We start from the raw sequence: 22,944 nt of genomic DNA on the forward strand, positions 1-22,944 counted from the left end.
TAAATTACCTTCAGCCGTCATAATATTAACATATGAGCAATCATTCATATGTTAACTGAAAAGAGGTTTTACCCATGAATCATTCTAAAAATTCCGTCACGACAACGCAGAATGGGGCACCTGATGGTAAGGATGCGGGGCATTCCCATTCGAATTCGCACTCACACTCACACTCACACTCTCATTCTCATGCACCGAATAATAAGAAAGGCCTGCTGATCGCCTTAATTATTACCGGCGGCATTATGTTTCTCGAATTCTTCGGCGGCCTTGTCACCGGCAGTTTGGCCCTGTTATCTGACTCCGGGCATATGCTCAGCGATACCGCCTCGCTGGCACTGAGTCTGGTTGCGATGATAATTGCCGCGAAGCCGCCGTCATCGAAGAACTCCTACGGGTTCTTCCGGTTTGAGATTATGGCAGCCTTGTTCAACGGGGTGACGCTGTTTGTTATCGCCGGCTTTATTATGTGGGAGGCGTACCAGCGCTTCTTCTCGCCTCCGGCTGTTGCCAGCGGAACCATGATGGTGATTGCCGCTGTCGGACTGCTGGCCAATCTCATCAGCGCCTGGTCGCTGATGCGCAAGAGCGAAGCTAAAGACAACATCAATATCCGGAGCGCTTATCTGCATATTATGGGCGATGCCCTCGGCTCCGTCGGCGCCCTGATTGCCGGCCTTATCATGAATCTGTTCTCCTGGTACGTCGCAGATCCAATCATCAGCGTGCTGGTTGCCCTTCTCATCCTGCGCAGCGCCTGGGGCGTTATCAGACAGGCCTTTCATATTCTTATGGAAGGTACTCCGCTCACGGTGAATATACGTGATGTGCAGGAAACATTGCTGGGAATCGAAGGGGTCACAGATGTGCATGACCTGCATATCTGGACGATTAGCTCCGGACTGGATGCACTCAGCGGCCATCTGCTGATCGGGGATCATACTGACCACCAGCAGGTGCTGCAGCAGGCACTTAAGGTTGTGGAAGACAAATTCGGCATTCACCACACTACCCTGCAGATTGAGAATTCTTCCTTGAAGCATAGGGAGCTTCCTGTGTAATTGGGAGGCTTTTGCCGGACAAGGCATAATTGTTGTACATATTGCAACTTGGTTTCATAGATACCAGGGTGTAGGGGAGGAATGTTGTATGAAATGCAAGAATATTCCTGCTAAGCCGCCTGGAAGAGGAAGAATCCTGCATTATGTACAACAATTTTCAATTAGTGCCGTTTTACTGAGCGGAATGTTGTATTTCGTACAGGATTTTAGCTCGAACCAGTTAATTCATTCACCCCGTAATACAAAAAGGGAATGTCCCCGAGCAGCCTATTCGCAGCTGCCGGGACATTCCCTTGTTCATGTTCAGAGCTATCTATTCATGCCGGATATGCTCATGGGTCTGCAGGAAGATCTGCTCCACATGTGCATCATTCAGCGAGTAAAATACAGTCTTGCCTTCCTTGCGGCGTTTCACAATCCGCAGATTGCGCAAGTAACGGAGCTGGTGGGAAACAGCGGACTGTCCCATATCCAGGATCGACGACAAGTCATGCACACATAACTCTTGTTGGGATAAAGCATAAATGAGCCGTACTCTGGTCGGATCGCCGAGTGCCTTGAACATCTCCGCCATCTTGTCTGTAGTCCCGCGGTCAGGCAGGATCAATGCCATAGATTCCGGTTCCAGCTCGGAACCATTGCATGTGTTGTCGCATTCTTCAAGTGCCGCTGGCTCCATGCTCTCGCCCTCCTCCATATGCTTATCCGGCTACACCGGCCGTTAATAGTTACTTCTACGATTAATTATAGAAAAAACTGCGGTCAATGTCCATGGAGAGAAATGTAGAACAGGAGAGACAGCACATAACTGGTATAAGCAGATGCAAACTATAAGTTAGAAATATCAGCATAATCACACTCACAAATATTATATCCTACTCCGCAATAACCCGGCCTTTATACCGCTTTACGCCAAAAGAAGAACAACCCCGCTCCCAGAAATAACGCCAGGCTCCCGGACACTACAATCATCAGGCTCTCCACAGGCAGGTTGAAAGCGCCGAACCGGTCCTCCCCGAAAGGCGACATGGCAAGCATCGGCTGCACCCATGGATAATACGGCCCGTATGTTGCTGAGTTCGCGATCAGGATATTGGGGATGGTGAAGCATACATTTAGCGCAAGAGGAGCGCCAAAGCTGCTCCAGCCCTGGGATACGGCCAGCTGCAGCGCTGCCAGCGGCAGGCAGGCGAACCAGCCGCCGAACAGGCTGGTCAGCAGCAGTTCCCAGGGAATCGCTCCTTCTGCACCGCGGTACAATCCCATGCCCAGCAGAGCTGCAAGAAACAGCAGCTGCACAGCAGCCAGGAGCGCCATAACCATTGTATATTTGGCCAGGTATACCGAGGTTCGTCTAACCGGCAAGGCAAGCAGCAGCTTCCAGCCGCCGTCACTATGCTCATTGCGGCAGATCAGAGCCGCAAAGATGCCCGAGAGCACCGGAAGGAATAACATGGCGTGAATAACCGACATGGCACTGAGCAACACCTGCCAGGTGAATACCCCGTCCGGCTGCCGGTCTGCGACAGCCCCGACGGCCAATGCGATCAGCGGGCTGATTAGCACCAGCAGCCAGACCCAGGACCCCGACATCTTCAGCCGCTCCGCAGACATAATTCGCAAGAATGGTCTCATCTCAGGCCACATCCTTTCGGGCGAAATGCAGGGCTCCCGGCAGCAGCACTATGACTCCAAGGAGCAGGCCTGCCCCGCTGAATAACCAGGGATTCTCAGCATTCCAGGCCAGGGAAGGCCAGGATAACGGAATCCACTCGGAGAGGAATACCGAGAACAGGCTGAGCAGCGACAATGTCATGCCCAGAGATACGGGAAGCGTCTGGTTACGGCTGGACAAGGACAGCCACAGCTGCAGCACAATGACAGGCATAGCCGCTGCGTAAGAAGCAAATCCTATCCGCAGGACATCCGCATAAGGAATGGGCTGCGTACTGAATCCGAGCAGCAGACCCAGGAAGACGGTCCCTGCCGACAGCAGGAGACAGGACACCACAAGCAGCAGCAGGCAGATCAGCAGCTTGGACATGAACACAGCCGTGCGCGAGACAGGCAACGCCAGCAGCTGCTTCCACGAACTCGTCTGATGCTCGATATTTGCAATCAGCGAGCAGACCAGTGTCCCGCCGAGGTACAAGGCTACCGGTACGAAATCGGACACATTGCGAAGCAGGCCTCCCCACAAATCCGCCTGGTATTGATTCCGCAGATAATCATAGCGGAGCCCGAAATTCACTCCCTGCATGGCAATCAGACCGACCGGTCCGAGGAACACCAGGAACCATAAGCCTTTGCCGCGGATCTTGAGCCAGTCCGCCGACAGTGCACGCCACATCATGATTGCCCTCCCCCAACTACCTGCAGGAAGAATTCCTCCAGCGATTGTCTGTGCTCTTCCACTCTGTAGACCGCATGGCCGTCCTCGACCAGCTCTTTGACCAGGAGCGATACTCTGGCATCACTCATCCGGGGCAGGATCAGCCTTCCCTCCTGCAGCTCACCGCCGCACCCGCGCCGCAGTGCAGTCACCAGCGCAGCTTCCGGCTCTGATACCGCCAGGCTCAGATTGCCTGCCGCCTGCTCCTGCAGATGGGCAATCGTATCCTGATAGACCATCTGCCCCTCACGGATAATGCCGACGGTTCCGGCCATTTGCTCGATTTCGCTCAGCAGATGGCTGGATACCAGAACCGTAATTCCCTGCTCTTCCGGCAGCCGCTTAATCAGTGAGCGGATTTCCTGAATGCCCGACGGGTCCAGCCCGTTGGTCGGTTCATCCAGAATCAGCAGCTCCGGGCTGCCGAGCAGCGCAGCGGCAATGCCCAGCCGCTGCTTCATGCCCAGCGAGAAGCCTTTGACCGGCCGCTTCTCTTCCCCGGTAAGCGAGACAATATCCAGCACCTCGGCAATGCGCGGCTTCGGCACATCCAGAATCCGGCGGATTGCCTCCAGGTTGTCCAGGGCACTCAGATGCCCGTAATAGGAAGGGGACTCCACCAGAGAGCCTACTTTGCGCAGGATTTGCAGCTTGTTCCGGCGCAGCTCCCGGCCAAAAATTTCGATACTGCCGGAGGTCGGCTTAATCAGACCCAGCAGCATACGGATCGTTGTTGTTTTGCCGGCGCCGTTCGGACCGAGGAATCCATAGATTTCCCCTTGTCTGATATTTAGATTCAGTTCCTTCACGGCCGCACGGCCACGGTATTCCTTAAGCAGAGCTCTTGTTTCTATTACTGTATCCTTCATTCTCTTCACCTCGGTATTCAGCATAACGTCCCAAGGTTAAAAGCGCGGAAGCAGCAAGTTTAAATTTTGTTTAAATTTTCCGGTCCGGCATTTTGTTCAAATTATCCGGTCCGGCAGCCGCTTCCAGATTGTAATCCCGGTGCCCTGCCCCGTACTCTCCATACTCCATTCCAGCTCCATCCGCTTGAGCAGCAGATCAACAATGGACAGGCCAAGGCCCGCCCCTTTGGAATCGGTACTCCCGTCCAGGCCGCCGCCATGGTCCAAGATTACAAGAACACGGTTACCGCCGCGGATCTCTGTAAAAATGCCTACATATAAACCGCTGCGCGCATGACGCAGAATATTCTGGAACAGATTATCAAGCACCCTGCGGAACCAGCTGACATCAACATCCCAGTAGAGCGGCGCTGCCTCCAGATCAATCTCAATCTGATACCCCTCCTTCTCCCAGAGCGGGTACCAGGCCGCCGCGCTCTCCCGCAGCAGTCTTAGCACATCCTTCTGCTCCAGCTTGAGCGTCATCCGCCCGCTGTTCAGCAGATTATAGGCCAGCAGATTGTCAATCAGCCCTCCGAGACTCTCGATCCGCTGATCCATCAGCTCAAGGGATTCCTGGCCGCGCGCCGATAAATCCTCCTTGCCCAGCACATGCAGATGGCTGCGGATCACGGTGAGCGGGGTTCGCAGATCATGTGACAGGTCGGCAACCAGGCGCTTGCGCAGGCCCTCTTCTTCCGTCTCTCTGGAGCGGCTGGCGGCAAGCTCTGTCACCATCGTATTGAATGCCTCCTCAAGCCGCCCGATTTCATCAGGTTTGCCCGGAATAACCGCCTTAGGAAGACCCTCCCGTCCGGTAAAAACCATAGCGGTCTGCAGCCGCAGCAGCCTTCTGCGGATCATAATGAAGAAGAACCAGGAGCTGCCGATGAAGACTATGAAGAATATCATCATGACTACCATATACCACGTATTCAGACCCTGGGCGTATTTCACATTCGTGATTACTTCCGGAATCTGCATGACCATGAAGCCCTCGCCCGCTGCAGCCTGATCCCCCACAAAAGCAACAATTGCCAGCGGTTTAAGCGCTGCGCTATCCTTCATGAAGGACACCGTGTCGGCGGCTGTCCAATAAGAGGGAACCTCCCTGGCGGCATGGCCGCCCTCCAGCAGCGGGGGACCTGAGGGTACCGTGATCAGTTGCGTTCTGCCCTCATTATCTACCCAGAATATTCGGGCCAGATGGTAGGTTTCGCTCAAAGCCCGGAGACGCTCAGTGATCCCCTCCGGCGGCTGTCCAAGCAGCTTCCGCGCTTCCTCATGCCATATAATTTCCAGCTTATCGACGCTTGAATACAGCGCATATTCCTCGGGGGGATCTTCACGGGTGAATCCGCCAAAGGTGCTGTACAGAACAATAGTAAGGGGGACAACAACGGGAATAAACAACAGCGCAGCAATAATAATAAGCAGATACCGGAAGAGCAGGGAACGGCGCAGAAATTGGAAACGCCCCGCCCTCTTCATCCTCTCACCCGGTAACCGATACCCCTGACCGTCTCAATAATCTCCGGCGCAGCCGGATCAAGCTCCAGCTTCTCACGCAGATACCGGATATGTACCATAAGTGTCTTGTCGCCTTCGATATAGCTTTCGCCCCAGACGGCTTCGTAAATCTGCTCCTTGGTCAGAATCTGGCCAAGATGGCGCAGCAGATAAGAGAAGATCTGGAACTGCTTGCCGGTAAGCATAATCTCCCGTCCGCTTGCGGCTTCCGTAACCACACTGCTGCCCGGACTAACCACCAGATGCTTAAGAATCAAGGGAGCAGGGGCAGCCGTGCCGCTTCTTCTTAACAGAACTTCAATCCTGGCTGCCAGCTCATCGGGATGAAACGGCTTGGTTAAATAATCATCCGCGAATTCCAGCCCCTGGAGCTTATCGTCAATGGAGGTACGCGCCGAGAGCATCAGGATCGGCAGCTCCGGGTATACCCGCTTCAGCCGCTGGCCGACGGTGAACCCGTCCAGTCCCGGAAGCATCACATCCAGTATCACCAGCTGGCAGCCCTCAGCCGCTTCCAGCGCGCCTTCTCCGCTCTCCAGCCAGCGGACAGCATACTCCCGTTCCCGCAGATCCGCAGATACTGCGTTGCCAATCTCACGGTCATCTTCTACATATAGTACTGTAACACCCACGCAGAACCTCTCCCCTCTCTCCTTCAAATAACATAACAATCCCCGGAAGCAGGCAGCCTTCAAGACTGCGCTCCGGGGAGAATGGATCTTGCTGATTCAGGCACTGAATCCGAAATGTGCCGGCGGCTTCTCTTCCGGCTTCCCGAAGAGATACCCCTGCCCCAGATCCATGCCGAGGTCACGGCAGAAGAGAAACTCCTCCCGGCGCTCGATTCCCTCGGCGAGCACCTTTGCACCGAAATCCCCGGCCCGGGAGATAATATCCCGCAGAACGTTCTGCTTGTCCTTATTCTGATCGCAGAAGCTGATCAAATCACGGTCGATTTTGACATAATCGGGCTGCAGGCTGGACATCACTTCTACAGTCGAATACCCCGCACCGACATCATCCAGCGCAACCAGCATACCCTGCTGGCGGTATTCGGCAAAAATGGCGCGGAGATGCGGCATATCGTTTATTTTTTCCGTTTCCACCACTTCAAATACATAATCCTCCGGATTCTGATCCAGCCGCTGAATCGTCTCGAACGTATGCGTGAGACAATACTTGGGATTATAAATAGAGGAGGGCAGGAAGTTAATGAACCGCTTGATGCCCTTCGGCAGCATTCTTGTACTTGTCTCAATGGCTGAAATCCTGGCCGCGCGGTCAAGAAAGGAATGGAAGCCCGTACGCCGGGCAATCTCAAACAGCTCATACGGCTGAAAATGATTCCCTTGCGGCAGCGGCCGCAGCAGCAGTTCAAAGCCAATAATCTCTTCGGAGAAATTCACAATCGGCTGCATGTGGCTGCAGAAATCATGGCTCATAATAATCGAAACCAGATTCTCGCTGGAAAAGCGGACCTTCAGCTGATCCAGAGTCAGCCAGCGCTCCAGAGTAATGCGGGCTCCTCTGCCCTTAATGCATAAGGACAAGGAGATCTGCTGCTGCTGCTCGAATACCTCCAGCTGTCCTAACAGCTCCAGCAACTCTTCTTTGCAGCGGTACGGAATGATACAGGTCCTGCTTGTTCCGAATACTTCATATCCTGCATTCCTTACCGCAGCGGCAAGCGGAACAGAATAGGGGCGCAGCTTCAGCTCCCCTTCATCTTCAATCGGGTCTATGTCAGCGCAGTCAACACAATTCACGGCAATCGCCTCCGCCTCAGGATGTCAAAATACTGAGGCAAGTATAGCATGATTCCCCATGTTCGATCTATTATTTACGGACATGCACAAGTGGAAACGGCTTTGCCGTCCTTTTGTAAGGACGGTACCGTTTCAGCGAGAAATAGAAGGATAAGTTATCGTGTGAAACCTGTAACTTCTTATATTTGCACAACGCGGCAAGGCCCTTCCCGAACCCTAAGGCTCAGGAAAGGCCTGATCATAAACATTACCTCTATTATTATAAAGGACTGGGGCCCTTCAGTACCGCCGCTTACTTACTTGGATACCGCAGCAGCCCCCTGCCATACTCCGTGTTCCTTATTTTTGCCCATATATTCAATCCGTGTCGGGGAGAGCTCCAGGATTACATAATCGGGATCATCCGGTCCCTTGAACCATTGCTCCAAGGAAGTGTTCCATACTTTCGAACGCAAACCCTCATCTTTGGTGACAGCTACGGTAGCCTCAATCTCCAGCACATCCTTGCCGCCGCCCTGCTCGTAACCCAGCAGCAGACAAGCATTCGGATTATCCTTAAGCTCCTCTACCTTATGGGTCTTGCGGTTCGTAGCCAGATAAATGTTCAATCCGTCATGAAATACCGCCATATAACGCACCTTAGGTTTGTTGCCGGCTTCTATCGTGCCGAAGGACCCGAACTTGTTGTCATCCAGCACCTGTATGATCGTTTTCTCCAGCTCTTTGTTATCCATTGACGAGAAAGCTCCTTTCGAATTCATGTGAATATAAGTTTATATATTCACATCCGCAGTTTGGATTTATTATAAAAACTGTGCTTATTATAGTGTACCCGTTCGGTTCATAATGAATCCCGGACTATGTTCATAAATTCACCCAGAAGGAGTCTCTCCCCTTGAAAAAATTAATCTGGATCGGTTGTCTCTCCTATTTCGTCATCGGCCTTGCCCATGTGGTGCTGGGCTCTATTCTGCCTGTGCTGCTCCAGCATTATGACCGCAGCTACAGTGCCGGAGGCGAGCTGATCTTCAGCCAGTTCGGCGGCTTCCTCGCCGGTGTGCTAGTCTCGCCGCTGCTGAACCGCCGCTTCGGCAAACGCGGCGGCATCCTGATCGCCACCGGGCTGCTGGTCTGCGCCGAAACGGCCTACGCCTTCCTCCCGCCCTGGGGCTGGATGTACGTGATCGCGATAGCTGCAGGCTTCGGCTTCGGCATGATCGAAGCCGTCATCGGCACGATTATTATCGCCGCGATTACCGAAGGAACGGCAATTGCCATGAGCCGGCTGGAGGTGCTATTCGGTGTAGGCGCGCTGCTCATGCCGCTGGCCGCAAGTCCGCTGATTGCCGCCGGCAGCTGGAGGCTGGCTTTCCTGATCGTTGCCGCCTTTTCTCTGGTTTCGCTGCTCTTCTGGGCGAAGAGCAGCTTCGGTCCGCTCCAGCGTGTGCTGGATGAGCGGCCGTCACGCCCTGCCGCTGCCGCGGCCTCCGCAGATGCAGCAGCAAGTGCAACAGTACCCGCCGCCGGCAAATCCGGACGCCTGCCCTACAAGGGTAAACAGTGGGTACTGCTTGGCCTGTTCATCGTCTTCTTCTTTCTCTATGTAGGTACCGAGATGAGTCTGGTCAATTTCATGCCGGCGATCTTCATCGCCAAGCTTGGCATGAGCGAAGCTGCGGCAGCGCTGACGGTTACCTTCTTCTGGCTGGCTATGTCGGCGGGAAGACTATTCGCCGGTGTGGTTGCCGAGCGGATTTCCTACCGCATCTATGTGCTCATCAGCTGCTTCGCCGCTTTGCTGCTGCTGGTTATTTTCCCGTTCGCAGAGCACCGGATTGCCGCATTCGCTGTCATTCTGCTGCTCGGGCTGTTCATGTCCGGCATCTTCTCCATCGCCCTAGTCTTCGCAAGCAAGCTGCTGCCCGGTGCGGAGGAATCCACGCCAAGCATCATGATCGCCTCGGGCGGAATCGGCGGCGCGGTGCTGCCGCTGCTGACCGGCTGGTCCATGGACCATATGCAGGTGGCCCAGACATCGGGGCTTCTGGCCGCTTTTGCCGCCGTATTATTCCTGCTTAGCGTGGCCGCCTGGAAAATCGGGTAATATAATAAGCAAGTTCAATATCCTGTGAATAAGGACGGAACCCCTATATGGCTGAGCTGCACTCCGAGAGACCCGAACCCACACTGCATACTGCATTACTGCAATTCATTTTCCCCTTCTCCATCAAGGCCGGGCAGGACAAAGAGCTGATCGGGCGTCTGCAGCAGGGCGGGTTTACGCGTTTTTTTCTTGATAACAAGGATCTTGAGCATGCTTATTACGGGGAGGGCTACTGCGTGTCCCATGAGAAAATGGAGCGCAGCTACCTGCCGTTCGCCGCTCATGTCCTCTTTCCGCGTGAGAAGGATGCTGATTCCTTCCGCCGCTTTTCCCGGGTGAACAATCTGCAGTGCCAGCTTGAAATGCCGTTTCAATCCGTGAATTTCCGCGTGCTGTCCACGGATGTGTTCCTGTGCCCGTTTGAGCTGGGCTTCCTGACTGTACGAGTAGCCATAGAGGAGGAGCACCTCACCTACAGCACTGCGCTGGAATTCGCTGACCGCTTCCGTACGCTGGAGGATGTGTCTTATCAGGATAAACAGACTTATATCCATTGTCATAAGAAGTCTTTCGGTCAAGTGGAGGATTTCGTGTTCAAGAATCTGGTTGCCGGGCTGGAGCCGTTTCTCGACCCTGCGGAGATCGATGGCGCGTATTTTGAGACCTTGCCTTTTTTCGTGGATGAACGGATGCTGGTGCAGGCTTTCTATGGCTTCAACCGCGTGGAAGAAATAGATGAGATCAGTGTCGAGCTGCGCTACCGTGCCTCCCAGCTGGATGGGCTGAATATGGAGGGTAAACCCTATACCAGTGCCAGCGATCCTGAATATATCGAACAATATACCTCTGAACATTGCTACAGCCGCTGGGGGCCGGACACCTATTATATGACTAATGAGCAGACCTTCTGCTGCCTAAGCCGGGCCGAATCTGACATCGCCACCCAGCTGATTAACCAGATGTACGGGGAGTATTATTACGGGCTGCTGCTGAGTATTTTTCATAAAATCGTGCTGCTGAAGCTGGCCAATCTGCATTCCCGGCTGCGCATCAACCACGATTATGACGAGATCGAGAATCTGATCTTCCTGATTAATAAGTTCTCGGCCAAATTCTACTTTCTGGAGCTGATTTCGCAGTCGCAGGGACGGGAGATCTTCTTCCAGCTGCGCAAGGTTTACGGCAATGACGCCCTGTTCGATGAAGTGAAGATGACCTTGAATGACCTGTTCCAGTATCAGGATAAATTCCAGGCCAAACGCCGGGATACGCTGCTGATGGTTCTGACTGTATTTACGGTAATAAGCGGGATTTACGGGATGAATCAGGTCATTGAGGACTTGAAGGCACCGATCGATTGGAGCAAAATGCTGGAGTACTCTGCGTTTGAGTACCTGGCGCTGTTCCTCACCTTCTCCGGGATCGCAGTCAGCCTGGGCCTGACGCTGAGGGAGGCGTGGAACGGAATACGCAGCCGCCGTAAGAAGCGGTTCTATGATAAGGATTGAGGGGCTGCCGGTGACGGCGGCTTTTTTTATTATTCACTTCACAATTCTTCTGAGTGATCTTGCCGCCGGCATGCGTAGTAATACATATACGACTTCTTAGTAGGTTACTCATGAAAAGAAATGCCGGAGGTTCCTATGACGCGTAATGATCATGACAGCCTGGACTGGCCCGGCCGGTTCAGAACTAAAGATAAGCAAGCTCTCGCGGATGCCATCGACTTCTACGGACCCGATGTGCACAGACTGGTCCAGCGTATTCTGGCCGGCTGCGGGAGTGCAGAAGATGCCGAGGAATGTGTCAGCGATGTGTTTCTCGCGGCCTGGAACAATATCGGACGTTACGACCCGTCACGCGCTTCCTTCCGCACCTGGATATTCCTGCTCGCAAAATACAAGGCGCTGGATCTGAGGCGTAAATTGCAGCCGGGACTTGGCAGGACGCTGAACGAAGCAACACTGAACATGCAGAGCGGGACCAACACCGAACGGGAATTTCTACAACGTGAGGCAACGGGGGAATTGCTCCGCTATATCGGGCAGCTCCGTGAACCGGACCGCAGCCTGTTTCTGCGCAGGTATTACCTATACGAGAGTCTGGATGAACTGGCTGCGGCCTTTGGCTTCAGTAAAAAAGCTGTCGAGAGCCGTCTGTACCGCTGCCGGACAATGCTGAAGCAGGCTATACATCTGACTGGCGAAGATGGAAAGGGGGAACTCGGGTCATGGTAAAGGATATGAACAGCGGCGAGAAAAGCATATTTGATCAGCTCGATCTTCTGGAATTCAGCGAGGCTGAACTTGCACTGGACGGATTACTGTCGGAGCCTGAGTCCAGCCCGGTACCCGGGTCTAAAGAAGAGATTGCTTCGCTTGAGCGGATCAAGAGCCGTACCCTCGACCTTATTCAGACTGAACCGGCGCCTGAACTGCCTGCTGCTGTCCGCAAGCCGCGGCGGCGGGCAGCTATTGGAGCGGCGGCGGCCGCGATCCTTATGGCCGCAGGCCTGCTGGCGTTCTCCCCTGACGCCCAGGCAGGTCTAAAGCAAGCCCTTAGCTTCCTGCCCGGCTTCGGCACTGTTCTGGAGAGCAGCCCGGGCAGTCAGCTTTATGTTCTGGAGAAGCCCTACACTGCTTCCATAGGCAAGGGAAAGCTGACAGTCAATGCCGTACTTCTGCAGGAGAACAGCGGGACCATTACGCTGCGGGGACAGCAGACTCCCGTCATTACTGAATTTCAGGCAGACATCGGAGGGGACCGTTATACCTTTACTTCCAATATGCGGTCTTCTGCATCCGGAGACTGGTATGCAAGCTTCAGCACTGCACTTCCCGGAAATTTGGAGCTTGAAACCGCTGAACCGGTGACTCTGTATATCCATGGAGCAGCAGTCGGGCCACTGGTGCTTCAAGCACCGGTGACCGCCGATGATCTGCAGCATTTAGGCGCAAGCGATGTGCACCAGGAAGTGCGGATTACGGCTTTTCCGGTTCGTCTGGATGACGGACTTGTCCGCGTTGAATTAGTTCCGGCCCTTCCAGATTCGTTCTCCGCCGTCCATTCTTATTCACTGGAGCCGCTGGTATCCTGGAATGGCCTGTATGTCGAGAATGCAGAGGGAGTCAAAGCGAAGGTTGAACCTCCTTCAACCATGGTCTACCCGTCGGAGTTCTCGTTCCGGGAATTGGCATCAGCTGAAGAACAGTCTTACAGGGTCGTCATCCCTTACATCGAAATAGCGGAACGGAAGGCACTCTCCCGGGAGGTCGTTCTGCCGCTGCCCGCCAGCGGGGAGAGTGCGCCTCTCCACATTACCGCTGAGATCGCCGGTTACCCGGTAGAATTCACCCGCATTGAGCGCAGCAGCGGGACGGCTGTCAGCGTTGATGTGGATATGAATTTTGATCCCGAAGCGGCAAAGTCACTGACGCATTTCTTCATCCGCTACCCGGGTTCTGGGGACAAATATTCATACGGCTGGCAGGATACCGAGACATTCCCAAGAATCTTGAAGACTCTTCTTCTGGATGCAGAGCCCGGCGCGGATACGCTGCGTTTTAGAATGTCGGAGCCTCAATTCCTGCTCAAAGGCCCCTGGATTCTGCCGCTAAAGCTCGAAGATTAGGACGGGGAGACTGGACAACCGCAAGAGCGGCGTCTATAATACACCGTAAGAACATAGCAATACCCGTGAACTTCATAGAACCAGGGGTGCTGGAATTGGCCGGCTGAGATTGTATCCCACAAGATACTGACCCTTATACCTGATCTGGATAATGCCAGCGTAGGAATCTTCATTCAACCCCGAGCCCCTTCATGGGCCTGAAGTTGAACTCACCTTGCGCAAGTAACTGGCGTCCCGGTCTCCGGGGCGCTTTTTGGTATGGGTTACTCTGAATTTTGGAAGACTAGGGATTGCTGGAAGGAGAGAGAAGAGAAATGGGAGTCAAAAAAGTATTACCGCTGCTGCTCAGCTCTATGCTTGTACTCGTGATGGCCGGATGCGGCAACGGGAACGTCAACCCGGGCGGCAATGCCGGAGGCAGCACCCCTGCCGCCGGGAACAGCACCGCTGCACCTGAAGCAACCGCAGCCGCCAGTACCACCGACGCGCCTAAAGAATTGACCCCGGTTAAGATTGCGCTGGACTGGACGCCGAACACGAATCACACCGGCCTGTATACCGCCAAGGAGCTGGGATATTACGCGGAGGAAGGTCTTGACGTGGAGATCGTGCAGCCGGGTGCTGCCGGATCTGACACCATGGTTACTTCCGGTGAAGCCCAGTTTGGTATCAGTGCACAGGAGGCGCTCACCCTGGCCCGTCTGCAGGATGTGCCGCTCGTATCCATCGCCGCTATCATTCAGCATAATACCTCCGGCTTTGCCGCTCCGAAGGACCGCAATATTAAGACGCCGAAAGACTTTGAAGGCAAAACCTATGGAGGCTGGGGCTCTCCTGCGGAAGAAGCAGCCATGAAAGCCATCATGGACCCCGATGGCGGAGATGTCTCCAAAGTGAAATTGGTGAATATCGGCGAAGCTGACTTCTTCACTGCGGTGAAACGCGATATCGACTTTGCCTGGATCTTCTACGCCTGGACCGGGATCGAAGCCGAGCTGCGCGGCGAGCCGCTGGATATGCTGTACCTGAAGGATTACGCGCCGCAGCTGGATTACTACACACCGGTGCTCACAACCAGTGAGAAGGAAATTGCCGAGCATCCGGAAGTGGTGAAGGCTTTCCTCAAAGCTACGTCGAAAGGTTACCAATACGCGATCGACCATCCGGAAGAAGCGGCCACGGTGCTGTCTGATGCCGTGCCTGATCTGGATCCCGAGCTGGTGCTGGCCAGCCAGAAATGGCTCAGCCCGAAATACAAGGACGATGCCGCCCGCTGGGGTGAGCAGAAGCTAGAAATCTGGCAGAATTATGCCGAGTGGATGTACGGCCTGAAGCTGCTGGACAAACCGCTGGATGCCGCAAGTACATTTACGAATGAATTTTTGCCGGAAGGCCAGTAAACACCGAGTGGAGTAGTAATGACACTAACTCACATGAGAGGAATGAATAATAAATGGCTAATACACTGCTTAGCATTCAGGTAATTCCCAAGACTCCAAACAATGAGGATTCGATCCCTTACGTGGACACTGCGATTGAGGTAATTCAGAAGTCGGGGGTCAAGCATCAGGTGAATCCGCTTGATACCACCATGGAAGGCGAGCTCACGGAGCTGCTGGAAGTTGTACGTCAGATGCATGAGGCACTGATTGCCTCCGGCAGCCCGAGCGTGATCTCCCAGATCAAGATCGCCCATAATCCCAGCGGCATTAGCATGGACAAGCTGACGGAGAAATACCGGCCGTGAGAAGCACCTGGAGACAAATCTGGCCGCCCCTTGTGGCGGTCATCTTTTTTCTGGGCGCATGGCAAATTGCGGTATCGGTGTTCCATATCCCGGCCTGGCAGCTGCCGAGCCCGTCCGATATCGCGCGTGAATCACGCGGCAATGCCTCCGGGATCTGGGCGCATACGGCCGCAACGCTGCGGCTGACCCTGATCGGCTTCCCTGTCGGCACCGGCATCGGCCTCATTGTGGCTCTGCTGCTTCATCTGCTGCCCTGGCTCAAAAGAGCGCTCTATCCGCTGCTGATCCTCAGCCAGAATGTGCCCTCCATTGCCCTTGGACCGCTGCTGATTATCTGGTTCGGCTTCGGTCTGCTGCCCAAAATCGTCCTGATCACCCTCGTCTGCTTCTTCCCGGTTGCCGTAGCGGCCATGGGCGGGCTGGCGCAAAGCGACAGGGTAATGTTGAACTATATGAAAATGGCCGGTGCAAGCAACTGGCAGATCTTCACCAAGCTGGAGCTTCCCGGCTCCCTGCCCTCCCTGTTCTCAGGGCTCAAAATCTCCGCGACCTATGCCGTAATGGGCGCAGTGGTTGCCGAGTGGATTGGCGCGGACAAAGGGATCGGCTATTATATGCTGCTGCAAAAGGCCTCTTACCGCACGGACCGGATGTTCGTGGCCATTGTCATTATTGTGCTGCTGAGTCTGGTGCTGTTCGCACTGATTGCCCTGCTGGAGAAATGGCTCGTGCGCTGGAAACCTCGCAAGGAAGCTTAACACGCACAGGGTAACAATACACGCTATACTGAGCACGTTTGAGATAAAGCCTTAAGTACAAAAATTCTATATAGAAGGAGCTGACCGAAGTGTCTCCACTCACGAATACCGTACAGCTCAAGAAGGACGTCCCCGGCAGCAGCCTTGACGAGGCCAGAAGCACACCGCCTGCGCTTGAAGTCAGCAGCGTCTCCAAATCGTTCACGCACCGCCGCCGGGAGACGCATGTGCTGGACCAGGTGTCGCTGACGGTAGAGCCGCAGGAATTCGTCTCGATTGTCGGTCCTTCCGGCTGCGGCAAAAGCACCCTGTTCCACATTATCGGCGGCCTGACGCTGCCGGATGCCGGAACCGTCAGCATGGACGGCGTCCCGGTTACCGGGCAGCGCGGCAAGATCAGCTATATGCCGCAGCAGCCAGCTCTGTTCCCGTGGCGGAGCACCCTGGACAACGTCCTGCTCGGCGCCGAGCTGCAGGGCGCACCGCAAGCGGAGGCCCGCGAAGCCGCGCGCCACTGGCTGGCCAAGGTCGGCCTGGGCGGATTCGAGCGCGCTTATCCGCATATGCTGTCCGGCGGCATGCAGCAGCGGGCCGCCTTCCTGCGGGCCATGCTCGCTCCGCAGGAGCTGATGCTGCTCGACGAGCCGTTCAGCGCGCTCGATGCGCTGACGCGCGAGCAGATGCAGCGCTGGCTGCTGGAGCTGTGGGAGGAGAATCGCCGCTCCGTGCTGTTCATCACCCACAACATCGAAGAAGCGCTGCTGCTCTCCAGCCGCATCTATGTCTTCTCCGGACGTCCCGGCTCCGTCCTGCACACCGTCGATGTGCCGTTCCCGCGTCCGCGCCGCGATGAAATCACCGATGCGCCGGAGTTCCTGCAGCTCAAGCGCCAGCTCTCGCTGTGGATGCGCGAGGAGCAGGCCAAGAGCCTTTGACGTGAGTCGGCGCTATTCGGCCCATGTATGCTGAACCTAGCTATTCACATTTCCCGGAATTCCGGAGAAATCCTGCACTAAATACAACATTCCCCTCCTTATCCCGGCCCCTGATCCAAGATTGTTGTACAAAAGGCAGCATTTCTCCTTCTCCAAGCGGCTTAGCGGGAGAATTGCTGTATTTCGTACAACAATTCTCCCAAACACCCTATTATAGGGGTATGAGAGTTGCATTACGTACAACATATTGCCTATTCAGTGTGAGCTTAAGAAGCTCAATTGTCCCAGTGATTGTATTTGGTGCAACAGAATTCCCAATATTCTGAGATAAATCCCATTCTGCTGTATTTCGTACAACAGATTTCTGAATATTCGTCCAAAAACTCCATCTTTGCAGATTTCTGCTGTACAAAGTACAACAGATTCAATTTCCCGGCAGATTTCGGGATCAGCTGTTATTCCTACATCCAGCCCTTCTCCTCAGCCAGCCGCACCGCCGGATCGCCAAGCGGCAGGAAGGACACTGACTTACTCACGATTCTGGCCTTAATCTCCTCCGGGCTGCCGTCTGCCACAAGGGCCCCGCGGCTGAACAGCAGAATCCGGTCTGCGGTGTCCTCCGCATCCCTGGCATCTTTGGGCGGAAGCCCGAACACCTGTACACTTCCTTCTGTGGGCTCAAGCAGCCCCAGAAGCATGGATAAGGTAGTTGTTTTACCTGCTCCGTTAGGCCCGAGCACTGCTGTAATGGAACCCCGTTTAATGGTGAAGCTGACGCCGTCTACCGCTTTTTTATCATGAAAGCTTCTGCTGACATTCTTCATTTCGATCACATGATCCATTCTGTATCCCTCCGTATCCATATGCCCTCCGGCTATATTTCTATAGTACAGGAGGCCGAAAGTGAACATCAGTATGGACTGTCATTCGTTCAAGGTGACAACTGTCACCCTGATAAATAACTTTTTGAGGAAATTATTGATTTTTATGGAGTATTGAATTAAGATAATCCTGCAATAAAAGTAAGCGATTACATTTATGCATAATCGAGAGGAGTTAAATGTATGTTCAAAAGAATTGGACTGGCAGCGCTGATCGCCACGCTGCTTGCGGGTAGCGGAGGCCTCGTACCGCAACCGGTTTCGGCTGCAGGGGAAACGGCAGAGGTATGGATAACCACCTCAGATCCGAATACGGAGCCGGCTGTCGGACTAAGCGCCGGCGCCCGCTTGACCCGCATCGGGGATAAGAGCTTCAGCTCCGCCACCGGAAGCAGCGATTATACAATTACTATTAACGAAGGCACCACCTATCAGCAAATGGACGGATTCGGCGTTTCCCTGACCGACTCCTCCGCCTGGCTGCTCAATTACAAGCTGAATGCCGCCAAGCGGGCTGAGGTGATGGAGAAGCTGTTTGGCAACACCGGTATTGGCTTGAGTGTGCTGCGGCAGCCGATGGGCAGCTCGGACTTCACCTGGTCGGCCTACACGTATGATGACACGGCCGGCGACACCTCACTCGGCCAGTTCACGATTAGCCGTGATCTGCCTTATATCGTTCCCATGGTCAAAGCGGCGATTGCCAAGAACCCCGGTATCAAGGTGTTTGCTTCACCGTGGAGCGCTCCGGCCTGGATGAAGTATTCCGGCACCCTGAACGGCGGCAAGCTCAAAGCTGAGTACTATCAGACCTACGCCGACTATTTCAAAAAATACATTCAGGCCTATCAGGCCCAGGGGATTCCCATTTATGCCGTCACCGTACAGAACGAGCCTATGTATGAAACCGGAGCGTACCCCTCGATGGGCATGAACGAGCAGGATGAGACCGGCTTCATCGGAGACTACCTGGGCCCAACCTTGCAGAATGCCGGGATTAATACCAAGATCATTGCTTTTGACCATAATTATCTGAACTGGAGCTTCCCGAATACGGTCGTTCAGAATCTGAAAAACTCCGGCAAAGCAAGCTATATCGCCGGCAGCGCCTTCCATCACTACGACAGCGGCGACGGCTCGCAGATGACCTCCATGCATAATGCCCATCCCGATAAAGACATCTGGTTCACAGAGGGCGGGTTCGGCACCTGGAATGATCCGCAGAACGGCACAAGCCAGGGCTTCGACAACATGATCACTGAATTCATCAATATTACACGTAACTGGTCCAAATCGGTTATTCTCTGGAACGCCGCACTTGATCAGAAGGACGGTCCTGCCCTGCTGTCCGCCTACAATACCAACCGGGGCATGGTCACCATTCAGAACTCCGACAATTCAAACAGTAATCCGGAGAACAATGTCACTTATACCAAGCAGTATTATCTGCTGGGCCACTTCAGCAAATTTGTCGTTCCGGGTGCTTACCGCATCCAGACCAATACCAGCAACGACCTGAAGAATGTGGCGTTCAAGAATCCCGATGGCTCCAAGGTAGTTGTCGCTTATAATCCGCAGACCTCGACCAAGAACGTCAAGATACAATGGGGCAGCCAGTCGTTTATCGTAAATGTGCCCGCCAAGTCAGTGATGACATATAAGTGGTACGGCAATCCGTCATAAAGAGGGTTGAATCCTGTAAGCAGCAAAAAGCCTTCGCCCTTTCTTTAAGGGGAAGGCTTCTTGCTGCTATCCATATAGCTTCAGTTACACACTTTAACCTGTTATCTCTGCATGAACCCTTTGCCCAGCAGGAACTCCTTCATATGCATTCTTGACGGCTGGGCCTGCCGCTTCGCCATGATCTCCGACCACGAGGCCTCACTCTGGCCGCCGGTCCGCTCGCGCATATAATCGCGTGAGATCCCGTCATACACCCCGGCCTGCTGTATTGCTGCTTCGGCATTATAGCCGTTATGATGCAGCACAGCCTGCAGTGGCAGACGCGGCCGCACTCCATTCACGGCGGCGGGATAACCAAGGCACATGCCGAATACCGGATAGACCAGCTCCGGCAAGCCCAACAGCTCTGACAGAGCAGCAATATTATTGCGGACGCCGCCGATATATACGATGCCAAGACCGAGCGATTCGGCGGCAACCGCAGCATTCTGCGCGGCGAGCGCAACATCGACGGTGGCAACGATCAGATTCTCGGTACTGTCCTCATAGGATGGCGCCCCCTGCAGATGGGGAGCCGCCGCCTCACGCAGCCGGTACAGGTCAGCACACCAGACCAGGAAGACCGGGCACTGCTCGATATACGCCTGATTACCGGATAAGGCGGACAGCTGCGCTTTAAGTGCAGGCTCCGTTACGGCAATTACACTATAAGCCTGCACATTGCTGGAGGTCGAGGCCATCTGGCCCGCCCCGATAATGGCAGCGAGCAGCTCGTCACTGACCGGCTTGTCCTGAAACTGGCGGACGGAGGTATGACGGTTCAACAGCTCAAGAGTTTCATTCACAGGTTTCACAGTAGGTTCGCCTCTCTTTTCACAGTTATATAGGAATATTATGAACACAATTTAGTATCCAGACAACAGGAGGGCCTTCGCGCTACCATCCGCCCCCCCGCTTCACCTCCTGGACTATGCCCCTGATCCCCTCATCAATCTGGTCCAGCCCGGCGCGGGAAATACTGATGCGTATGAACTTGTCCCGGTTCCGGTAATCCGATAAATAGAATCCATTACCGGATACGATGCAGATCTTCCGCTCTCCCAGCCGCTTGACCAGCCGTTCCAGATTCACGGTTACCGGCAATTTGAATTGCATGTAGACGCCGGAGCTCTCCGCAGATGCTTCAATTAAACCTTCCGTATTGTGCCGCCGGAGCGCCTCATACACCGCCTGGATTCTTTTGGCGTACATCGCTTTTATTTTGTGCCTGTGGTGCTCATACATGCCGTTCTTAATGTATACCTCAAGCGCTGCCTGGGATAACAGGGAGGTGTCCGTGTATCCTTTATAGGCGCGGAACGTCTCCAGCAACGGCTCCGGCAGCACAACCGCCCCCAGCCTGAGGCCGGGGAAGATGATTTTGGAGAAGCTTTTCAAATAAATCACATGTGAAGTCTGGTCATACGCGTATACAGGATCAAATTGCCGTCCGGCACCCAGATCAGCCATGTAATCATCCTCAACGATATACACATCGTATTTGCCGGCCAGTCTGGCAATAGCCTGCCGCTCTGCTGTGCTGTAAGATGTCCCGAGCGGATTATGATACCTGGGCATGGTATAGAACAATTTAAACCTGCCGCTTGCGAACCGCTCCTCCAGCTCCCGCAGGTTAATGCCGGCTGCGGAGCGGCCGATTCCGCTGACAGGCAGTCCCTCCGCCTCCAAATACCGCAGATAAATATCATACCCCGGCTGTTCAACGAGGATCTCCGTCCTGCCGCTGGGAAACGGCATTCTGGCCAGAATCTCCAGTGCCTGCTGGATTCCCGAAGTAATGATAATCCGCTCTGCCTTGGCAAAAACCTGATACTCCGCCAGATGAGACACCAGCGTGCGGCGCAGCGAATCCAGTCCCTGCGCATCCCCGTAAGTGAACAGGTTGTATTTGTACTGGTCAATCGCCTTGTTAAGGCAATGCTGGAAATCCAGATACGGAAATACGTTCAGATCCGGCGATGCCGAAGCGAAATCAATTGTTCCGCTGCCCCCGGCTGGTCCGGCTTCCTCCGTCTTCTCCACCATATAATAGCCGCTCTGCGGAATCGAATAGATCAGATGTGTTCGCTCCAGCTCCCCATAGGCCCGCAGAATGGTGCTGACACTGCAGCCGTAGAATGCTGCGGCACTGCGCACGGAAGGCAGCTTTTCCCCAGGACGGTACTGTCCTTCCTTCATCCGCTTCTCTATCTCCGATACAACCGAATGATACTTTTTCACCCTGCCCCGCCTCCCATCGTCTTCATTCCACGGCCTGCTGTTCATGATACCTCTATTATCCTTCAATTATTATACAGGAAACAACCAACTGTACCGGTACAGTAGCGGAAAGGCGGTATTGTTCTGCTGCAGAATTCCCTTTAATTTTAAAGTAACAGATAAGATGTTTACAGCATCCAGTCTTACTCACACAAAGGAGATGTACCTATGCAGCAGCAAGGACTCAAGCTGGCTTATAGCTTTGCCGTACTCAATGCGGTCATTATCGGATTCTCATTCCTGTTCACCAAAGTGGCTCTCGGCCATGCCGGACCGCTCGATACACTAACCTACCGTTTCGCTGCTTCCTTTATTGTAATGTCGGTCCCGGTCGCCTTCGGCTGGGTCAAAATCTCCTACCGCGGCAAGCCGGTTGGCCGGGCACTGCTGCTGGCAGCGATGTATCCGCTGGGATTCTTTACCCTTCAGGTATTCGGACTCCAGCATGCCACCTCTGCCGAGGGCGGAATTCTCTATTCGTTCACTCCGGTCGTGACGATGATCATCGCTTCTATTTTTTTGAAGGAGAAGACGACTCTGCTGCAAAAGCTGTGCATTTTCCTGTCGGTATTTGGCGTTGTGTTTATCTTCGTCATGAAGGGAAGCAGTATTCAGCTGTCCAATATGACCGGGATTGTGCTGTTGTTCCTGACTTGTCTCGCGTTTGCCGGATACAGCGTGCTGGCCCGGTCACTCTCCAGGCATTTCAGCCCCGCTGAACTCAGCTACCTCATGATGGGGATCGGCTTCGCAACCTTCCTGATCATTTCACTCACCGGACATGCAGCCAGCGGAACCTTCAGCGAATTCCTAAGCCCGCTCACGAGCGGCACCTTTATCCTGTCTGCTGTATATTTGGGAGTCATAGCCTCGCTGGTCACTACCCTGACTTCAACTTATATCTTGTCCAAAATCGAAGCTTCGCTCATGAGCGTGTTCACCAATCTCTCAACCATCGTCTCCATTGCAGCCGGGGCGTTCTTCCTGGGGGAAGACATTACAGTGTACCACTGGATCGGATCTCTTCTGATCATAGCCGGGGTAATCGGCACCAACCGGCTCGGCCGGAACAAGCCTGGCGTGCAGGTTGCCGGCTGGAGCGAGTCTGTGTAAGCAGGTAGTGCGCTGTTCCACATTGCTCTATTCAGACTACTTCTAGGGAGGCACATTGTATTCGATTTTTCGCATACATTGGGTCCGGTTGCCCTTCGCCAGCTTTCGGCGGAATC

General features: G+C 54.2%; 22 protein-coding genes and 1 riboswitch. Of the genes, 11 read left to right on the plus strand and 11 right to left on the minus strand.

Annotation, left to right across the window (positions count from 1 at the left end):
• Positions 1-74 precede the first annotated feature (74 nt).
• A complete protein-coding gene (locus GC101_RS29785; RefSeq protein WP_171720287.1) occupies positions 75-1,061 on the plus strand; it encodes a cation diffusion facilitator family transporter in 987 nt (328 codons plus the stop codon).
• A gap of 313 nt (positions 1,062-1,374) precedes the next feature.
• On the opposite strand, the gene GC101_RS29790 is transcribed toward GC101_RS29785, so the two are convergent.
• The 8 genes from GC101_RS29790 to GC101_RS29825 form a co-directional block, all read right to left on the minus strand.
• Positions 1,375-1,740 carry an ArsR/SmtB family transcription factor gene (locus GC101_RS29790; RefSeq protein WP_039299548.1) on the minus strand — a complete coding sequence of 122 codons (366 nt, stop codon included), beginning with the start codon at positions 1,738-1,740 and terminating at the stop codon, positions 1,375-1,377.
• Positions 1,741-1,958: 218 nt separating this feature from the next.
• Positions 1,959-2,696, minus strand: coding sequence for an ABC transporter permease (locus GC101_RS29795; RefSeq protein WP_042133074.1), 738 nt, complete (start codon positions 2,694-2,696; stop codon positions 1,959-1,961).
• Between the two features lies 1 nt (position 2,697).
• The gene (locus tag GC101_RS29800) at positions 2,698-3,414 is read right to left on the minus strand and encodes an ABC transporter permease (RefSeq protein WP_171720288.1); all 717 of its coding nucleotides are present in this window, start codon (positions 3,412-3,414) and stop codon (positions 2,698-2,700) included.
• Positions 3,411-4,322, minus strand: coding sequence for an ABC transporter ATP-binding protein (locus tag GC101_RS29805; protein ID WP_042133070.1), 912 nt, complete (start codon positions 4,320-4,322; stop codon positions 3,411-3,413). Before GC101_RS29805 ends, GC101_RS29800 begins: the two co-directional genes overlap by 4 nt.
• A gap of 96 nt (positions 4,323-4,418) precedes the next feature.
• A complete protein-coding gene (locus tag GC101_RS29810; RefSeq protein ID WP_171720289.1) occupies positions 4,419-5,852 on the minus strand; it encodes a sensor histidine kinase in 1,434 nt (477 codons plus the stop codon).
• A complete protein-coding gene (locus GC101_RS29815; RefSeq protein WP_171720290.1) occupies positions 5,849-6,523 on the minus strand; it encodes a winged helix-turn-helix domain-containing protein in 675 nt (224 codons plus the stop codon). The genes GC101_RS29810 and GC101_RS29815 overlap by 4 nt, the downstream gene beginning before the upstream one ends.
• A gap of 96 nt (positions 6,524-6,619) precedes the next feature.
• The gene (locus tag GC101_RS29820; protein WP_171720291.1) at positions 6,620-7,657 is read right to left on the minus strand and encodes an EAL domain-containing protein; all 1,038 of its coding nucleotides are present in this window, start codon (positions 7,655-7,657) and stop codon (positions 6,620-6,622) included.
• A 296-nt stretch (positions 7,658-7,953) separates the two neighbouring features.
• A complete protein-coding gene (locus GC101_RS29825; protein ID WP_042133062.1) occupies positions 7,954-8,391 on the minus strand; it encodes a pyridoxamine 5'-phosphate oxidase family protein in 438 nt (145 codons plus the stop codon).
• A 161-nt stretch (positions 8,392-8,552) separates the two neighbouring features.
• On the opposite strand from GC101_RS29825, the gene GC101_RS29830 reads away from it, so the two are divergent.
• The 8 genes from GC101_RS29830 (at position 8,553) to GC101_RS29865 (ending at position 16,832) form a co-directional block, all read left to right on the plus strand.
• Complete coding sequence (locus tag GC101_RS29830; RefSeq protein ID WP_171720292.1) at positions 8,553-9,761, plus strand: MFS transporter; 1,209 nt, start codon at positions 8,553-8,555, stop codon at positions 9,759-9,761.
• Between the two features lie 47 nt (positions 9,762-9,808).
• On the plus strand, positions 9,809-11,269 hold the full coding sequence (locus tag GC101_RS29835) for a hypothetical protein (RefSeq protein ID WP_171720293.1): 1,461 nt from the start codon (positions 9,809-9,811) through the stop codon (positions 11,267-11,269).
• A 135-nt stretch (positions 11,270-11,404) separates the two neighbouring features.
• Positions 11,405-11,998, plus strand: a complete 594-nt coding sequence (locus GC101_RS29840) for a sigma-70 family RNA polymerase sigma factor (RefSeq protein ID WP_171720294.1) — start codon at positions 11,405-11,407, stop codon at positions 11,996-11,998.
• Positions 11,992-13,392, plus strand: coding sequence for a hypothetical protein (locus GC101_RS29845; RefSeq protein ID WP_171720295.1), 1,401 nt, complete (start codon positions 11,992-11,994; stop codon positions 13,390-13,392). Before GC101_RS29840 ends, GC101_RS29845 begins: the two co-directional genes overlap by 7 nt.
• Positions 13,393-13,464: 72 nt before the next feature.
• Positions 13,465-13,575: riboswitch (TPP riboswitch) on the plus strand.
• A 131-nt stretch (positions 13,576-13,706) separates the two neighbouring features.
• Positions 13,707-14,792: an ABC transporter substrate-binding protein gene (locus tag GC101_RS29850; protein WP_171720296.1), complete on the plus strand. Its 1,086-nt coding sequence runs from the start codon at positions 13,707-13,709 to the stop codon at positions 14,790-14,792.
• Between the two features lie 53 nt (positions 14,793-14,845).
• Positions 14,846-15,139, plus strand: coding sequence for a thiamine-binding protein (locus GC101_RS29855; RefSeq protein WP_039299512.1), 294 nt, complete (start codon positions 14,846-14,848; stop codon positions 15,137-15,139).
• On the plus strand, positions 15,136-15,897 hold the full coding sequence (locus tag GC101_RS29860) for an ABC transporter permease (RefSeq protein ID WP_039299509.1): 762 nt from the start codon (positions 15,136-15,138) through the stop codon (positions 15,895-15,897). Before GC101_RS29855 ends, GC101_RS29860 begins: the two co-directional genes overlap by 4 nt.
• Positions 15,898-15,986: 89 nt before the next feature.
• On the plus strand, positions 15,987-16,832 hold the full coding sequence (locus GC101_RS29865) for an ATP-binding cassette domain-containing protein (protein WP_171720297.1): 846 nt from the start codon (positions 15,987-15,989) through the stop codon (positions 16,830-16,832).
• A gap of 461 nt (positions 16,833-17,293) precedes the next feature.
• On the opposite strand, the gene GC101_RS29870 is transcribed toward GC101_RS29865, so the two are convergent.
• Positions 17,294-17,674, minus strand: a complete 381-nt coding sequence (locus tag GC101_RS29870) for an ATP-binding cassette domain-containing protein (RefSeq protein WP_171720298.1) — start codon at positions 17,672-17,674, stop codon at positions 17,294-17,296.
• 222 nt (positions 17,675-17,896) lie between these two features.
• Here GC101_RS29870 and GC101_RS29875 point away from each other — a divergent pair, with 222 nt between their 5' ends.
• Positions 17,897-19,396, plus strand: a complete 1,500-nt coding sequence (locus tag GC101_RS29875; RefSeq protein WP_171720299.1) for a glycoside hydrolase family 30 protein — start codon at positions 17,897-17,899, stop codon at positions 19,394-19,396.
• A gap of 101 nt (positions 19,397-19,497) precedes the next feature.
• On the opposite strand, the gene nfsA is transcribed toward GC101_RS29875, so the two are convergent.
• On the minus strand, positions 19,498-20,241 hold the full coding sequence (gene nfsA, locus GC101_RS29880; protein WP_171720415.1) for an oxygen-insensitive NADPH nitroreductase: 744 nt from the start codon (positions 20,239-20,241) through the stop codon (positions 19,498-19,500).
• Positions 20,242-20,332: 91 nt separating this feature from the next.
• Positions 20,333-21,676 (minus strand): aminotransferase class I/II-fold pyridoxal phosphate-dependent enzyme, encoded by a 1,344-nt coding sequence (locus GC101_RS29885; RefSeq protein WP_171720300.1) that lies wholly within the window; start codon positions 21,674-21,676, stop codon positions 20,333-20,335.
• Between the two features lie 207 nt (positions 21,677-21,883).
• Here GC101_RS29885 and GC101_RS29890 point away from each other — a divergent pair, with 207 nt between their 5' ends.
• Positions 21,884-22,828, plus strand: a complete 945-nt coding sequence (locus GC101_RS29890) for a DMT family transporter (RefSeq protein ID WP_171720301.1) — start codon at positions 21,884-21,886, stop codon at positions 22,826-22,828.
• Positions 22,829-22,944 lie beyond the last annotated feature (116 nt).

Source organism: Paenibacillus phytohabitans (genome assembly GCF_013141775.1).
Taxonomy (GTDB): Bacteria; Bacillota; Bacilli; order Paenibacillales; family Paenibacillaceae; genus Paenibacillus_AQ; species Paenibacillus_AQ phytohabitans.

Bases quoted from the DNA above. Each gene is read 5' to 3' on its own strand.
- GC101_RS29840 (WP_171720294.1), top strand. From the start codon at position 11,405: ATGACGCGTAATGATCATGACAGCCTGGACTGGCCCGGCCGGTTCAGA.
- GC101_RS29825 (WP_042133062.1), bottom strand. From the start codon at position 8,391: ATGGATAACAAAGAGCTGGAGAAAACGATCATACAGGTGCTGGATGAC.
- GC101_RS29870 (WP_171720298.1), bottom strand. From the start codon at position 17,674: ATGGATCATGTGATCGAAATGAAGAATGTCAGCAGAAGCTTTCATGAT.
- GC101_RS29810 (WP_171720289.1), bottom strand. From the start codon at position 5,852: ATGAAGAGGGCGGGGCGTTTCCAATTTCTGCGCCGTTCCCTGCTCTTC.
- GC101_RS29835 (WP_171720293.1), top strand. From the start codon at position 9,809: ATGGCTGAGCTGCACTCCGAGAGACCCGAACCCACACTGCATACTGCA.
- GC101_RS29875 (WP_171720299.1), top strand. From the start codon at position 17,897: ATGTTCAAAAGAATTGGACTGGCAGCGCTGATCGCCACGCTGCTTGCG.
- GC101_RS29800 (WP_171720288.1), bottom strand. From the start codon at position 3,414: ATGATGTGGCGTGCACTGTCGGCGGACTGGCTCAAGATCCGCGGCAAA.
- GC101_RS29785 (WP_171720287.1), top strand. From the start codon at position 75: ATGAATCATTCTAAAAATTCCGTCACGACAACGCAGAATGGGGCACCT.
- GC101_RS29845 (WP_171720295.1), top strand. From the start codon at position 11,992: ATGGTAAAGGATATGAACAGCGGCGAGAAAAGCATATTTGATCAGCTC.
- GC101_RS29855 (WP_039299512.1), top strand. From the start codon at position 14,846: ATGGCTAATACACTGCTTAGCATTCAGGTAATTCCCAAGACTCCAAAC.
- GC101_RS29790 (WP_039299548.1), bottom strand. From the start codon at position 1,740: ATGGAGCCAGCGGCACTTGAAGAATGCGACAACACATGCAATGGTTCC.
- GC101_RS29795 (WP_042133074.1), bottom strand. From the start codon at position 2,696: ATGAGACCATTCTTGCGAATTATGTCTGCGGAGCGGCTGAAGATGTCG.
- GC101_RS29850 (WP_171720296.1), top strand. From the start codon at position 13,707: ATGGGAGTCAAAAAAGTATTACCGCTGCTGCTCAGCTCTATGCTTGTA.
- GC101_RS29805 (WP_042133070.1), bottom strand. From the start codon at position 4,322: ATGAAGGATACAGTAATAGAAACAAGAGCTCTGCTTAAGGAATACCGT.
- GC101_RS29890 (WP_171720301.1), top strand. From the start codon at position 21,884: ATGCAGCAGCAAGGACTCAAGCTGGCTTATAGCTTTGCCGTACTCAAT.